The 14501-nt window shown below is 70.0% G+C and carries 12 protein-coding genes; 10 read left to right on the top strand and 2 right to left on the bottom strand.

What is annotated here, in order from left to right:
- Positions 1 to 525: 525 nt before the first annotated feature.
- The 10 genes from FBY35_RS03760 to FBY35_RS03810 all read left to right on the top strand — a co-directional run bounded on the left by FBY35_RS03760 (position 526) and on the right by FBY35_RS03810 (position 12353).
- Complete coding sequence (locus FBY35_RS03760; protein WP_142212406.1) at positions 526 to 2142, top strand: serine/threonine-protein kinase; 1617 nt, start codon at positions 526 to 528, stop codon at positions 2140 to 2142.
- The gene (locus FBY35_RS03765) at positions 2139 to 2993 is read left to right on the top strand and encodes a hypothetical protein (protein ID WP_142212407.1); all 855 of its coding nucleotides are present in this window, start codon (positions 2139 to 2141) and stop codon (positions 2991 to 2993) included. The genes FBY35_RS03760 and FBY35_RS03765 overlap by 4 nt, the downstream gene beginning before the upstream one ends.
- Before the next feature lie 115 nt (positions 2994 to 3108).
- Entirely contained in the window at positions 3109 to 3840 is a 732-nt protein-coding gene (locus FBY35_RS03770) for a hypothetical protein (protein WP_142212408.1), read from the top strand.
- Positions 3840 to 4577, top strand: coding sequence for a two-component system response regulator CseB (gene cseB, locus FBY35_RS03775; RefSeq protein ID WP_142212409.1), 738 nt, complete (start codon positions 3840 to 3842; stop codon positions 4575 to 4577). Before FBY35_RS03770 ends, cseB begins: the two co-directional genes overlap by 1 nt.
- Position 4578: 1 nt before the next feature.
- Entirely contained in the window at positions 4579 to 5814 is a 1236-nt protein-coding gene (locus FBY35_RS03780) for a HAMP domain-containing sensor histidine kinase (RefSeq protein WP_142212410.1), read from the top strand.
- Between the two features lie 267 nt (positions 5815 to 6081).
- Complete coding sequence (locus FBY35_RS03785; RefSeq protein ID WP_260848499.1) at positions 6082 to 7791, top strand: transglycosylase domain-containing protein; 1710 nt, start codon at positions 6082 to 6084, stop codon at positions 7789 to 7791.
- A 247-nt stretch (positions 7792 to 8038) separates the two neighbouring features.
- The gene (locus FBY35_RS03790) at positions 8039 to 9310 is read left to right on the top strand and encodes a glycoside hydrolase family 16 protein (RefSeq protein WP_142212412.1); all 1272 of its coding nucleotides are present in this window, start codon (positions 8039 to 8041) and stop codon (positions 9308 to 9310) included.
- Between the two features lie 457 nt (positions 9311 to 9767).
- Entirely contained in the window at positions 9768 to 10187 is a 420-nt protein-coding gene (locus tag FBY35_RS03800; protein WP_142212414.1) for a DUF485 domain-containing protein, read from the top strand.
- A complete protein-coding gene (locus FBY35_RS03805) occupies positions 10184 to 11797 on the top strand; it encodes a cation acetate symporter (RefSeq protein WP_142212415.1) in 1614 nt (537 codons plus the stop codon). The genes FBY35_RS03800 and FBY35_RS03805 overlap by 4 nt, the downstream gene beginning before the upstream one ends.
- A gap of 46 nt (positions 11798 to 11843) precedes the next feature.
- Positions 11844 to 12353 carry an SRPBCC family protein gene (locus tag FBY35_RS03810; protein WP_142212416.1) on the top strand — a complete coding sequence of 170 codons (510 nt, stop codon included), beginning with the start codon at positions 11844 to 11846 and terminating at the stop codon, positions 12351 to 12353.
- Positions 12354 to 12376: 23 nt separating this feature from the next.
- Here FBY35_RS03810 and FBY35_RS03815 read toward each other — a convergent pair whose 3' ends face one another.
- Both FBY35_RS03815 and FBY35_RS03820 read right to left on the bottom strand, forming a co-directional pair.
- A complete protein-coding gene (locus FBY35_RS03815; protein WP_142214881.1) occupies positions 12377 to 13291 on the bottom strand; it encodes a LysR family transcriptional regulator in 915 nt (304 codons plus the stop codon).
- Positions 13292 to 13314: 23 nt separating this feature from the next.
- A complete protein-coding gene (locus tag FBY35_RS03820; protein ID WP_142212417.1) occupies positions 13315 to 14496 on the bottom strand; it encodes a glycine C-acetyltransferase in 1182 nt (393 codons plus the stop codon).
- Between the last annotated feature and the right edge of the window lie 5 nt (positions 14497 to 14501).

The following is a 14501-nucleotide window of genomic DNA, read 5'->3' on the forward strand; positions in this document are numbered from 1 at the left end:
GAGGGCCGGTGGAAGCCGCCTCCACCGTGCGGCCCCTTTTCTCAGCGAGCCGGTTGGCTCGAAGGGATTGGCGCCGTTCGGTGGGCGACCGCGATGCCCGTCCAGTCGTCGGTCTGCTGCGGCCCGTGGCCACGCACCGGCCACGGCCGCACCTGCCCCGAAGGGATCAGTTCGAGCCAGCCGATCCCGAACCTGATCCTCGGCCGGGGCTCGACCCTACCTTCCCGCCGTGATCTTGAATCGATGCGCGCATCCGCCCGCTGACACCGGCCGCCGTGCCCTCCTGCGCGGCGCTCTCGGAGGAAACCGCCGCCGTCGGCGCGAGCCTGACCATCGGCGCGATGCCCGCCTCCGCCGCACCGTTCCCGGCTACGCCATCCCCCTGGTCCTGGTCCTCGGGCACCAGTGCCCCGCCTCGACCCCACGGGAACCGCCCGTGACGAAATTGTGTCTGCCATGGGGAGAGCAGGTGAGCTATCGTGCGGCGGCCGCGCAAGAGCGATCGCGGCGACTGGGGGGACGGTAATGAACACATGGTCGGTCCCCGGGTATACAGAGACCCGGGAACTGGGCTCCGGAGGCAGTGGGCGTGTCGTCCTGGCCGTCCACGACGCGACCGGTGTGCCGGTGGCCGTCAAATACCTCAACGAGCGGATGCGTAGCGATTCCGCTTTCGTACAGGACTTCCGGGCGGAGGCACGCCTGCTCGGCGATCTCGACTCGCCGTACGTCGTCGGGCTGTACGAGTACGTGGAGGCTCCGCAGGGCGCCGCCATCGTGATGGAACTGGTCGACGGCGTCGCCCTGCGCGCCCTGCTCCGACGGGAGGGAGCCACCGGTCCCGAAGCGGCGCTGGTGGTCCTGAAGGGCTCGCTGCTGGGCCTGGCGGCCGCGCACCGGGCAGGTGTCGTGCACCGCGACTACAAGCCGGAGAACGTCCTGGTCGCGGCAGACGGCTCGTCCAAGCTGGTCGACTTCGGTATCGCGGCGGGGCGGGGCAGCACACCGGGCGTCGCGGGCACTCCCGCCTACATGGCGCCGGAGCAGTGGAACGGGGAGCCCGCCTCACCGGCCGCCGACGTCTATGCGGCGACCGCGACCTTCTACGAGTGCCTGACCGGCCGCAAGCCGTACACCGGCGAGAACTTCGCCGAGCTCGCGCTGCAGCACATCGACGCACCGGTTCCCGACGAGGACGCGCCGGAGCCGGTGCGCCCGCTCATCCGGCGCGGGATGGCCAAGGAGCCACGCAAGCGGCCCGAGAACGCGGAGGCGTTCGTCGCCGAGCTCGAAGAGATCGCGGGCGCGGCGTACGGCCCGGACTGGGAGGAGAAGGGTCAGCGCAAGCTCGCCGCTCTCGCCGCGCTCCTGCCGCTGCTCTTCCCCTCGGCCGCGGGCCAGTCCGCGGGAACAACCGCGTTCGCCACGACGGCTGTGACCAGCGGCTGGCGCCGCATCTTCAAGCCCGGCCTGCGGGGAATACTGACGGGTGCCGCGGCCGTGCTGCTGGCCATCGCGGTCGCCGTCGCCGCGCGTGCGGGCGGGGACGGTCCCACGCGGACGACGGCTCATGCCGTCGCCACCACGAGCGCGCGGCCGGGCGTGAGCGGCGCCCCGCCCGTCTGGCCCTCCGCCTCCGCGAGCCCGTCCCCCTCTGCCAGTGCCTCGGTCTCCGACTCGCCTTCCGCCGGTGCGAGTACGACGTCCGCGGCACCGACACCTGGGGCGACTCTGCCCACCACCACCGCACCGTCGCCGTCGCCGTCTCTCTCCGCTCCGACCACGGAGCCCAGCCCCTCCCCTCCCAGCACGCCACCCGTAGCCGTGAAGTCGGTGTCGGTCACGAGCTTGCGGCAGGTCGGTCCCACCAGTGGTACCGCGTCGATCGACGTCACCACGGACGGGACCGGTCCGGTGACCGTCGTCATCTCGTGGTTCACCAGCGACGTGAAGGGCGACCTGGGGACGCCGGACGGCTCGCAGACCTTCGTACGGAGCGGAGCGACGCAGTACACGATCGCTCTTGACCACACCTTCCAGGGGCAGGGCTGCTACTGGGGTGTTCGGGCGACGACGAGCCCGGCTGCCGCGAACGGCAGTTCCTCGCAGCAGATCTGGATCCGGCGGTGCATAATCACATGAACGATCCTCGCGTCCCCTACGGCCCGCACGACCAGGTACCCGACGTGGACAAGGCGGTCGAGGCCTCCGAGAGCGACGGGTACAGCGCGACCGCGCTGGGCAGTCACTGGTTCGAACGCCCCGAGGCACAGCCTGAGCCCGAAACGGCCACATTGGTCCAAGGCGTGCCCGACACAGCCACATTGGTCCAAGGCGAGCCCGGCACGGCCACCGTGATCCAGGACCCGCCCGACACGGCCACGCTGATCGAGGACGGGCCCGACGCTGCCACCCAGCTCAGGGAGGAGCCACCGGCGAGCGTGGCTCCCGACCGGGTGGAGGGCGATGTCCTCCGTTTCGGCCCGGGAGTCACCGCAGCGGTCCTCCAGCGCAATGGCGGCCACAACACCACTGCCGAGATCTGGCACGGCACGCTTCCCGGACAGCCCGCCGGCCCGGCGCAGCCCCCCGCGCGCCGCCGGTCGGGACTGCGCCGCTACGCCCTGGCGGGCACGGTGCTGCTTGCGGTGCTGGCCTTCCTGGCCTGGCAGCGCTACGGGCCCGCACTGGCCGTGAAGAGCGTCACGGTCCAGACCACGGGGCAGGCTCTCGGCTGCGACAGCACGGCCGACATCGTGGGCGCCCTGTCGACCAATGGACGGCCCGGCACCGTGACATATCGCTGGGAACGCAGCGACGGCACCACATCGGGCCTTCTCCGGGAGAAGCTGACGCGCGGCCAGAAGCAGGCACGTCTGCATCTGCTGTGGACCTTCCAAGGAAAGGGCGAATACCGGGCGGCCGCGGTCCTGCGCATCGTCTCGCCCACTGGGGACACCGCCACGACGCGTTTCAGCTACCACTGCGCCTGAGGGCATCGCCCCACCGACGGTCGTCAGCCCGGGCGAAGCAGAGCGCGCAGCCCGCACCGGGGCAGGCGAGACCCCCGTCCGCCCCTCCCGGCCCCGCCGGTACGCTGATACGCCTATGCCCAACACCCCCCGCACCGGCCCCCACGACCGCGGGCGGCTTCGCGCAGCCGCCGTCGCCGCATGCGCGGCCGTCGTGGGCCTGGCCGGCTGTGCCGCCGAGACGGGCGCGCGCGACGGGGGCGTCGCTCCGCAGCTGTCGCCGCCGACCAGTGCCTCGCCACTGTGGCCCCAGTACTCCCCTCCGGTCACGCCCACCAGCGAGCCCACCGGTCCGGACCGCCGCTATCTGAGCATCAAGGGCGTCGAGGTGCCCGCGGCCGGGCTGAAGCGGATCCCGGTGCGGGAACTGCTGGAGAAGGATCCCAATGTGGCCAAGCTCGTACGGGACGAGCTGCAGGCCTGCCCGGGTACGGAGTGCGGTCTGCGCAAACCCGTCTACCGGGATCTCACGGGCGACGGGCAGGACGAGCTCGTCGTGGCACTCGACGCGCCCGCGGCCGGGCTGACGCTGGTCCAGGTCTACCGGGCCTTCGGTACCGCGGTACGGCCTGTGCTGATCAGCTGGGGTCCCCTCGGACTCACCGGTGAGACGTTCGGCCACGATCTCGTGCTCGTCTCGACCGGGAACGAGGGCCGCTTCACCACCCGCTACCGATGGGACGGCAACGTGCTGTCGGCAGCGGCCCCACAGGACCAGACGGGCGATTCGGCACAGAAGAGCCCTCCACCGACTCCCCCGCCGACCGACTCGGCCTCGCCGATCCCGCAGCCGACCAGGACACAGTGATGACAAGTCCTGCCGCCACGCCCGGCAGCGCCACCGAGGCGCATCTGCTGCTCGTCGAGGACGACGAGGTCATCCGCAACACCGTCCGCATGCTCCTCGAACGCTATGGCTTCACCGTCTCCGCCGCCGCCGACGGCCTGTCCGGTCTTGAGATGTTCCGCGAGCGGCACCCCGACCTGCTGCTCCTCGACGTCATGCTGCCCGAGCTCGACGGCATCGGACTGTGCCGCCGGATCCGCGAACTGAGCCTCGCCCCCATCCTGATGATGTCCGCGCGCGGCGATGCCCTCGACGTGGTGTCCGGCCTTGAGGCGGGTGCCGACGACTATGTCGTCAAGCCGGTCGAGAGCGCCGTACTCGTCGCGCGGATCCGCTCACTGCTGCGCCGCGCCTCCTTCACCCCCGCCCACCCCGCGGGCGGTGCGGGGCCCGGTGCGGGTGGCAGTGACACGACCACGATGACCTTCGGGGATCTGGCCATCGACACCCGGGGCATGGAAGTGCACCGCGCGGGACAGCCGCTCGCTCTCACCCCCACCGAACTGCGGATGCTGCTCGAATTCGCCGCGTCCCCAGGTGTCGTGCTGGAGCGCCGGACCCTGCTCAGCCGCGTGTGGGACCACGCCTGGCACGGCGACACCCGCGTCGTCGATCTGCATGTGCAGCGGCTGCGGGCGAAGATCGGCGCCGAACGGATCGAAACGGTCCGCGGCTTCGGCTACAAGCTGCGGCGCTGACATGCCGCTGAGATGGCGTATCGCCGCCCTCGTCGCCGTTGCCATCTGCGCCGTCGCCGCGGCCGTCGGCGTGATCGTCCACCAGGCCTCGCGCGACCGGGAGCTGAACCAGGCCCGCGAGGCTGCCCGGACCACACTCGACCGGGCGGCCGCCGCCTACACCCGCAGCGGCACCGTCCAGGGCACCGGCGCCGTCCTCGACGCACCCGGACTGCCCGCCGGGCTGCGAAGCCTCGCCGCCAAGGGCCGCCAGGGAACGGAGTACGACGCCGGGGCGACCGGGCCCGCGATGTGGGCAGCGCGCCCCGCGGGTGAGCAAGTGCTGTCCGTACGCGTCGACATGACCACCGCGCTGGGGGACATCAGCGCTCTCGACACGAGCATCGCCTGGGCCGGGGCGCTCACGACCGCGGTTGTGCTGCCGCTCGGAGTACTCAGCGCCGGCCGGATGAGCCGCCGGCTGCGCAGCGCGGCGGGCACCGCGCGGCGCATCGCCGACGGCGACCTCGACGCCCGTATCGAGGCCGAGCCCCGGCCGCGCGACGAAATCGCCGAGATCTCCACCGCAGTCGACACCATGGCCGCGGCTCTGCAGCAACGACTGCGCAGCGAACAGCGTTTCACCGCTGATGTGGCGCATGAACTGCGCACTCCGCTGATGGGTCTGGTCACCGCCGCCGAACTGCTCTCCGAAGGGGAGGCGGCCGGATACGTCCGCGACCGAGTACGCGTGCTGGCCGCGCTCGTCGAGGATCTGCTGGAGATCTCCCGGCTGGACGCCGGCGGCGAACAGGCCGACCTCTCGCCCTGTCCGCTCGGCTCCCTGGTCGAGGACATCACCCTGAGCACCGGCATGTCCGTGCGCCTTGTGGTTGAGGAGGGAGCGGGCGAGGCGACTGTGTGGACCGATCCCCGGCGCCTGGAACGCATCCTCACCAACCTGATAGCCAACGCCCACCGGCACGGCCGCGCGCCCGTCACGGTCACCGTCTCCGCTGACGGCAGGACCGTGACGGTGCGCGATCACGGCGGCGGCTACCCGGACTCCCTGCTCGAGGACGGACCCCAGCGTTTCCGCACGGGTGCCCGCGAGCGCGGTACCGGAACCGGTCTGGGGCTGACCATCGCCCTGGGCCAGGCGGGCGTCATCGGCGCGACGATCGAGTTCACGAATGCGCCCGGCGGCGGCGCGCGTGCCGCTCTCCAACTCCCCGAGCCCGGGCCGATACACGACTGATACACCTCCGAGGCACGGCCGATGTCGCGCTTTGGGTTTACAAAGATCTTCGGCGCTGAGGATGGCGCCATGCGTACCAGGTGGAGTCCGGACCAGAGGGTGAGTTGGCTGACGCCGAGCGGCATCAGCGGCGAGGGCGACGAGGCTGGTACTCCCCAGGAGGCGAGAGGTCCGGGGCGCGGGAGCCGGTTGCGGCGGCATCGACCGCGCAGGCCCGGCGGCAGGAGGGCGAGGAAGAAGGCCGGCAAAAGGACCGGGACCCGGCGGTTGTTCACCTGGCGCAAGGCGCTGGCCGGTGTCATCTCTCTGGTCGCTCTGCTGATCGGCGGCTTCACCGTTCTCTACGTCGCCATCGACATACCCAAGGCCAATGAACTGGCCCAGGCCCAGAGCAACGTCTATCTCTTCAGCGACGGCACCCGCCTCGCCCGCACCGGCGAGATCAACCGCGAGACCGTGCCGCTCAGCAAGGTGCCCACGGATGTGCGGCGCGCTTTCGTCGCGGCGGAGAACAAGGACTTCTACAGCGACTCCGGCGTGTCGTTGTCCGGCACCGCCCGCGGCATCCTGAGCACTCTGACGGGGAAGGGCAAACAGGGCGGGTCGACCATCACCCAGCAGTACGTCAAGAACTACTACCTCAGCCAGGAACAGACAGTCACCCGCAAGGTCAAGGAGCTGGTCATCTCCCTCAAGGTCGACCGGCGAAACTCCAAGGACGACATCCTCGCCGGGTATCTGAACAGCAGTTATTACGGGCGGCTCGCGTACGGAGTCCAGGCGGCGTCCCGCGCGTACTACCGCACCGAGGTCCAGAACCTGAGCGTCGAACAGGGCGCCTATCTCGCGGCGTTGCTGCAGGCTCCCAGCCAGTACGACTGGGCCATCGCCAGTCCCGAGGGCAAGCAACTGGTCACCCGGCGTTGGAACTACGTACTCGACAACATGGTGGAGCAGGGCTGGCTGGACAAGGGGAAACGGCAGCGGATGAAGTTCCCCGTACCGGTCGCCCCCAAGCAGGCCTCGGGTCTTTCGGGCCAGACCGGCTATCTCGTGGACGCCGCGACGCGTGAGCTGATCGCCTCGGGCGTGAGCGAGCAGGAGCTGGCGGGCGGCGGCTGGCGCATCACCCTCAACATCGATCCCGCCAAGCAGCGCGCCTTGGAGCAGGCCGTCGCCACGGGCCTCGGCGGCAGGGCGGGAGCGACGGCCGGCGATGGGGCCGCGGACGCCAACACGCAGGCCGGTGCGGTCTCGGTGGACCCGAAGTCCGGCCGCATCGTGGCCCTGTACGGCGGCCGTGACTCGACCCGCCACTACCTCAGCAATGCCTCCCGCGCCGACTACCAGGCGGGCCCCACCTTCGAGCCGATCGCCATGGCGGCGTCCATGGAGGCCAAGACCGACGCCAACGATGTGTCCGGCACCGAACACATCAGAAAGACCGCCGCGGCTCTTGGAATGGCTGTGGAATCACGTGACTTCGCCTCGTCCCAGGCGACAACGCTCGGCCTGATGGGAGCCAGCCCGCTGGAACTGGCCGGTGTCTACTCCTCCTTCCGCCACGACGGCAGGAAGATCACGCCCTCGATCGTCAAGTCCGCGGAGCGGGACGGCGAGCAGACCGGCCTGCGCGGGGCGATCGGCGGACAGGCGATCGATCCCCGGACGGCCGACATGGTCACCTCGTACCTCCGCGGCGACCTGAGCCCGAGTGACGTCGGCGGTCCCCGGTACGCGGACGACCGCGAGGGGACGGTGACCACGGCCCAGGGCCGCACCGACGACAGGAAGGCCGAGTGGTTCATCGGCTCGGCCGACGAGCTCGTCACCGCGATCGGCCTCTTCGGCGAGGACGCCAAGACCCAGAAACAGGTCGCCCTCAAGAACATCGGCGACGGCTCCCCCGCGATCATCTGGTCCGGCTACATCAAGCGGGCCCTCCCGCTGCCGACGCCTCAGGCAGAGGGCCAGTAGTTTCTGCCCGGCGTGATGACCACGCGACCGCGCCGGGCCACGACCGCCTTTCCCAGGTTGGTTGAGCGCTCCCCTCTCGACCGCCTTCGTACTCGCCCGCCTTCGGAAGTAATGGTCCGCACCAAGACCTTGACAGTGACTTAGTTCACTTCTTAAATCACGTAGTGAACTGACCATCCTCCCCGAACCCCCCACTGTCTCGGCGATGTGGCCTGTCATATACATGCCAGATCGAGAAGGGAGAGTCATGGACTCCCCGCGCTCATCACGGCGTCTACTGCTGTCCGTTCTGTCCGTTCTGACGTTTGCCACGGCCACCACCGGGCTCGCACAGGGCGCCCCCGCACCGGCCCCCAAGACCACCACGGCCGCCGCACCGGCCGCCGTGACGTTCGCCGATGAATTCGACGGTCCCGCCGGCTCCCCCGTCGACGGCGGCAAGTGGCAGATCGAGTCGGGCGACAACGTCAACAACCACGAGCGGCAGTACTACACAGCGGGCAACCGCAACGCCGCTCTCGACGGTCAGGGTCATCTCGTCATCACCGCCCGCCGCGAGAACCCGGACAACTACCAGTGCTGGTACGGACGATGTGAGTACACCTCCGCCCGGGTGAACACCGCAGGCCGGTTCACCCAGGCCTACGGGCATGTCGAGGCCAGGCTCAAGGTGCCGCGCGGCCAGGGCATGTGGCCCGCCTTCTGGATGCTGGGCAACGACATCGGGCAGGTCGGCTGGCCGAACTCGGGCGAGATCGACGTCATGGAGAACGTCGGCTTCGAGCCCTCCACCATCCATGGCACGCTCCACGGCCCCGGCTACTCCGGCTCCGGCGGCATCGGCGCGGCGTACACACTGCCCGGCGGCCAGGCCTTCGCGGACGCCTTCCACACCTTCGCCGTGGACTGGGCGCCCGACTCGATCACCTGGTCCGTCGACGGCAACGTGTACCAGCGCCGGACACCCTCCGATCTCGGTGGCAGGCAATGGGTGTTCAACAAGCCGTTCTTCCTGATCCTCAACCTCGCGGTCGGCGGCTACTGGCCGGGCGACCCCGACGGCGGCACCGCCTTCCCCCAGCAACTCGTCGTCGACCATGTGCGCGTCAGCACCGGCGACAGCCGGCCGGGGACGGGTGGTGCCATCACGGGTCTGGGCGGCAAGTGCGTCGACATCGCCGCGGCGAACAGCGCCAATGGCACCCCCGTACAGCTCTACGGGTGCAACGGCACCGCAGCCCAGAAGTGGAACGTCGGCAGCGACGGCACGATCCGGGCCCTCGGCAAATGCCTGGACGTCGCCTCAGGGGGAACCGCCAACGGCTCCCTCGTCCAGCTGTGGGACTGCAACGGATCGGGCGCACAACGCTGGAGCGTCACCGCCGCCCACGACATCGTCAATCCGCAGGCGGACAAATGCCTGGACGCCACGGGCAACAGCTCAGCCGAGGGCACGCGCCTGCAGATCTGGGCCTGCACCGGAGCCGCCAACCAGAAGTGGACGGTGAAGGGCGCATGACCGGCGCCTCACCTGACTGCCGACCTTGTACGCGACATAGCCCTGGGTCGAACCGTTCATCCACGCCGCTTGGGTGGGCGGGTCGTAGGGCATCTCGTTCTGGTAGAAGTACGTCCGCCCGCCGTTGCCGTTCCACAGAGTCTGATGCTTTTGACAGTCCACGAACGTGGCCGACCTGGTGAGCCACCCGTGAGGAGGCCGGGAGTACGGCTCCTGGCCGCGCAGCACTGACGTCCTGAGTCTTCTCGACCGGCCCGGCCCGGGTACCCGCTCCGCGGATGCCCGGGCCTCCTGTCTGTGGATCAAAGGGCCCTGTTCTCAGGTCACGAACAGGCAACTGACCGACCGGACAGTTCATGCAACAATGCACCGGCTGCCGCTACCCACGAGTAACGTAGCCGTTCCGCCAGCATGCCCTGCCCCTGCCCCCGCACAGGCATACGAGGTACCGCACCCGATGTCCCACTACCCACCACCGCGCTCCTGTCCCGAGTTCCCCGAGTACCCGGGGCAGCCGCGAAACCCGCTCCACTACTGGCAGGAGCCCGCTCCCCCGGCCCCGCCCAGGCCGCCGTCCGACCCCCACCGCGACGTGCGCGCTCTGAGCGCCGCCTACCGACGGCTGCGCCGGGTGGCGACTTTGACGGCCCTCGGCTACTTCGTGCTGTTCCTCATCCTTTCCGCGTACGCGCCGGACCTGATGACAAGCAAGATCACCGGCGGTCTCAACATCGCTCTTCTGCTCGGCCTGATCCAACTCCCGGTGAGCCTCATAGCCGTGGCCGCATACGAGAGGTCCGCGCGCCGCCGGGTCGATCCGCTGGCCGACGCCATGCGCCGCCGGGCCGCACCGACCACGCAGGGAGCAGGCCGATGAGCGGATTCGGCTCCGAAGCCCAGACCATGTCGTTCGTCGCCTTCATCGCGGTGACCACGGTGACCCTGCTGCTGTGCGTGATGACCGGTCCCGACCGCGACGACCTGGACGAGTTCTACACCGGCTTCCGCTCGCTGTCCCCCATGCAGAGCGGCCTCGCCATCGCGGGCGACTACATCTCCGCCTCCAGCGTGCTCGGCACCATCGGCGTCATCTCGCTGCTCGGCCAGGACGGTCTCGTACTCGCTCTCAGCACCGTGCTCTCGCTGGTACTGCTGATGTTCCTGCTGGCCGAACCACTGCGGAACGCGGGCCGGTTCACCATGGGTGACGTCCTCACCCGCCGCGAGCCCAGCTCCGCCGTACGCATCACCGCGTGCATCGTTTCGCTCATCGCCCTGTTTCCGCTGCTGATCTTCCAGCTGGCGGGCGCGGGCGATCTGCTGGCCTTCGTCCTCGGCATCGACGCCGCGGGCTTCAAGACCGGCTCCATCGTGCTGCTCGGCCTGCTGATGATCATCTACGCGGCCATCGGCGGTATGAAGGGCACCGCGTTCATCCAGATCGTGAAGACGGTGGTGCTGCTCGCCGCGGCCCTTGCCATCGCCTCGCTCATCCTGCAGCGCTTCGACTTCAGCATTCCCACACTGCTGGACGCGGCGGCACGCGGGAGCGGTGTGGGCGACGCGTATCTCGCGCCCGGGCTCCAGTTCGGCGGCGACGGCCTGGACATGATCAGCGCCCAGCTGACCGTCGTTCTCGGTGCGGCGTGCCTTCCGCACATCACTATGCGTATGTTCAGCTCCCGCAGTGCGTCCGCCGTGCGGCGCTCCCTGTCCTGGGCCGTGTCGACGGTTGTCGTCATGTGTGTGCTGAGCGCCGTCATCGGCTTCGGCGCCGCGGCGATCGTGGGCCGTCAGCAGATCACCCTCGGCGATCCGCAGGGCAAGACCTCCATCCTGCTGGTCAGCCAGGCGATCATGGGCACGGATGTGTCCACCTTCGAGACACTGCTGTTCACGGCCATGGCCACCGCGATCTTCCTGACGCTCCTGGCCTCCGTCGCCGGTATCACGCTCGCCTGCGCCAACACCCTCGCCCACGACCTGATCACGCACGGACTGGGCCGCAAGCGGGCCCAGCGCGACAGGACCGAGATGATGATGGCGCGGGGCACGGCGGCCGCCGTCGGCCTCTGTGCGATCTTCCTCGCGGCGGCCTCCCGGCATGTGAACCTGCAGGCGATGATCACCCTGTCCTTCTGCCTGGGTGCCTCAGCGGTCGCGCCCACGCTGATCTACAGCCTCTTCTGGCGCCAGTACACCCGGACCGGGCTCCTCAGCACGCTGATCGGCGGCTCGCTGACGGTCCTGATCTTCATCACGGGGACCAACCTCGTCTCGGGTTCCCCGAGGGCGATCTTCCCCCACGCCGACTTCACCTGGTTCCCGTACACCACCACCGGCCTGGTCTCCGTCCCGGTCGGATTCCTCGCCGGCTGGCTCGGCACCGTCCTCAGCCGCCGCAACGCCGGAGTTCCGCTGCGGCACAGCGACGAGTACGACGATGTCGACGCCTCCATCCTCGACGCGGCAGCGCCGCGCGCATGATCGCCGACGGCGCTGTCCGCCCGAACTCACGATCGGAGTCGTACCCATGGCACGAACCTTCTCGGTGTCGGACAGCGTCGTCATCGACGCCGCCCCCTCGACGATCTACACGCAGATCAGCAATCCGGCTCTGATGGGCCGCTGGAGTCCGGAGAACCGGGGCGCGACACTGCGCGACGGCGTTCAACAGGCGTACGTGGGCATGGTCTTCGACGGCCACAACAAGCGCGGGCCGCTGCGCTGGACCACGCGGTGTACGGTGACCGCCGCGGATCCCGGTGAGCGGTTCGCCTTCCGGGTACGCGCCATAGGCCGACGCCGGCCCCTGCTGCCCGGCCGGATCGCCACCTGGGAGTACCGCTTCGAGGCCGTCGACGGCAAGACACGGGTGACCGAGACCTGGACCGACGACCGTCGGGGCTGGCCCGATGCCGTGGCCAACGCCTTCGACCGGATGGCGACCCGGGGGCACACGTTCGCCGACTTCCAGCGCCGCAACATCCGCATCACGCTGGACAACCTCAAGAAGGCGATGGAGGCACCGCCGACCGGCTGACCGGCCGGTCCGCGCGGCCCCGCTCAGCCGGAGGAGAGCCCGGCCGCCGACTTGGTCAGCGCGTCGAGCACCGGGCTGATCAGCGGGTGGGACTCAGCGCCGCGCCGCACAGCGGCGAAGACCCGGCGGGTCGCGGCGGGGCCCGCCACGGGCCGCACGACGGCGTCCTTGAGCTCCATCCCGCGCAGCGCCGAGCGCGGCACGAGTGCCACTCCCGCCCCCGCTCCCGCGAGGGCGACCACGGCGCGGAAGTCGTCCGAGGAGTGCATGAGGCGGGGCTGGAACCCGGCGAGTTCGCAGGCGAGCAGCACCATGTCGTGACAGGGGTTGCCGGGGTAGGGGCCGATCCAGTCGCTGTCGGCGAGTTCGGCCAGTTCCACACGTTCACCCGCGCCGAGGGGATGTCCCGCCTGCAGTACGGCGTCGAACGGCTCGGCGTACAGCGGCACCCGGGACAGCCGGCGGTCGTCCTCGCGGGGGGCTCCCCGGTACTCGACCGCCACCGCCAGATCGGCCTCGCCGTCGAGCACCAGCGGCAGGCTCTCGTCGCCTTCTGCGTCCCGCACCCGCACCCGGATGTCCGGATGGCCGGCGGCAAGGTGCGCGATCGCCGGGGCGACGACCTCGGCGATGCCGGTGGCGAACGCGGCGACGGTGACCTCGCCGGCCGCGCCGCCCTCGTAGGCCGCGAGCTCCGCCTCGGCCCGCTCCAACTGGGCGAGCACGGTGTGGGTGTGGGCCAGCAGGATCTCCCCCGCGGCCGTCAGCCGCACCCCCTTGCCGCTGCGGATCAGCAAGGCGTGGCCGGTCTCCTGTTCCAGAGCGTTGAGCTGCTGGGAAACGGCCGAGGGGGTCAGGTACAGCGCGGCGGCCGCGGCGGTCACCGTACGGTGGTCCGCCACGGCCCGCAGGATGCGCAGCCGCCGGGGGTCGATCACCCGGTCCATTTTGCCAGGTGAAATCAGCCCTTCAGTGCCTCGCGCGCGTCGATGAACGCGGCGACGGCCCGCTCCACGTCCTCGGTGGAGTGCGCGGCGGAGAGCTGGACCCGGATCCTCGCCTGCCCCATCGGGACCACGGGGTAGGAGAAGCCGATCACGTAGACGCCGCGCTCCAGCAGGAGTTCGGCCATACGGCCGGCCTCGGCGGCGTCGCCGATCATGACGGGGGCGATGGCGTGGTCACCGGGGAGAATCTCGAAGCCCGCCTCGGTCATCTTCGTACGGAAGAGCGCGGTGTTCGCGTTCAGCCGCTCGCGCAGGTCACCGGCGGACTCCAGCAGGTCAAGGACCTTCAGCGAGGCGGCGGCGATCACGGGGGCGAGGGAGTTGGAGAAGAGGTACGGGCGCGAGCGCTGGCGCAGCAGGGCGACGATTTCGGCGCGGGCCGCGACATAGCCGCCGGACGCGCCGCCCAGCGCCTTGCCGAGGGTGCCGGTGATGATGTCGACGCGGTCCATGACGCCGTGCAGCTCGGGCGTGCCGCGGCCGCCCGGGCCGACGAAGCCGACGGCGTGCGAGTCGTCGACCATCACCATCGCGTCGTAGCGATCGGCGAGGTCGCAGATCTCGGCGAGGGGGGCGACATAGCCGTCCATGGAGAAGACGCCGTCGGTGACGATGAGGCGGCGGCGGGCGTCCTGGGTCTCCTTGAGCTGCTGCTCCAGGTCGGCGAGGTCCCGGTTGGCGTAGCGATGGCGCCGGGCCTTGGACAGGCGGATGCCGTCGATGATGCTGGCATGGTTCAGCGCGTCGGAGATCACCGCGTCCTCGGGGCCGAGGATCGTTTCGAAGACACCGGCGTTGGCGTCGAAGCATGAGGAATAGAGGATCGTGTCCTCCTGGCCGAGGAACGCGGACAGGCGCGCCTCGAGTTCCTTGTGGACGTCCTGGGTGCCGCAGATGAAGCGGACGGAGGCCATTCCGTAGCCCCAGCGGTCCAGCGCCTCCTTGGCGGCGGCGACGACCTCGGGGTGGTCGGCGAGGCCGAGGTAGTTGTTGGCGCAGAAGTTGAGGACCTCGCCCGAGGCGACGGAGACGGAGGCGCTCTGCGGGGTGCCGATGACCCGCTCGGGCTTGAAGAGACCGGCGGCGCGGATCTCGTCGAGGGTGGTACGGAGGTCGTCGCGGACGGACGCGTACATGGTGG

It is taken from the genome of Streptomyces sp. SLBN-118 (assembly GCF_006715635.1).
Taxonomy (GTDB): domain Bacteria; phylum Actinomycetota; class Actinomycetes; order Streptomycetales; family Streptomycetaceae; genus Streptomyces.

What these genes read in the sequence shown, in the direction of transcription:
- FBY35_RS03760 (WP_142212406.1), top strand. Translation starts at nt 526, where the DNA reads ATGAACACATGGTCGGTCCCCGGGTATACAGAGACCCGGGAACTGGGC.
- FBY35_RS03765 (WP_142212407.1), top strand. Translation starts at nt 2,139, where the DNA reads ATGAACGATCCTCGCGTCCCCTACGGCCCGCACGACCAGGTACCCGAC.
- FBY35_RS03770 (WP_142212408.1), top strand. Translation starts at nt 3,109, where the DNA reads ATGCCCAACACCCCCCGCACCGGCCCCCACGACCGCGGGCGGCTTCGC.
- cseB (WP_142212409.1), top strand. Translation starts at nt 3,840, where the DNA reads ATGACAAGTCCTGCCGCCACGCCCGGCAGCGCCACCGAGGCGCATCTG.
- FBY35_RS03780 (WP_142212410.1), top strand. Translation starts at nt 4,579, where the DNA reads ATGCCGCTGAGATGGCGTATCGCCGCCCTCGTCGCCGTTGCCATCTGC.
- FBY35_RS03790 (WP_142212412.1), top strand. Translation starts at nt 8,039, where the DNA reads ATGGACTCCCCGCGCTCATCACGGCGTCTACTGCTGTCCGTTCTGTCC.
- FBY35_RS03800 (WP_142212414.1), top strand. Translation starts at nt 9,768, where the DNA reads ATGTCCCACTACCCACCACCGCGCTCCTGTCCCGAGTTCCCCGAGTAC.
- FBY35_RS03805 (WP_142212415.1), top strand. Translation starts at nt 10,184, where the DNA reads ATGAGCGGATTCGGCTCCGAAGCCCAGACCATGTCGTTCGTCGCCTTC.
- FBY35_RS03810 (WP_142212416.1), top strand. Translation starts at nt 11,844, where the DNA reads ATGGCACGAACCTTCTCGGTGTCGGACAGCGTCGTCATCGACGCCGCC.
- FBY35_RS03820 (WP_142212417.1), bottom strand. Translation starts at nt 14,496, where the DNA reads ATGTACGCGTCCGTCCGCGACGACCTCCGTACCACCCTCGACGAGATC.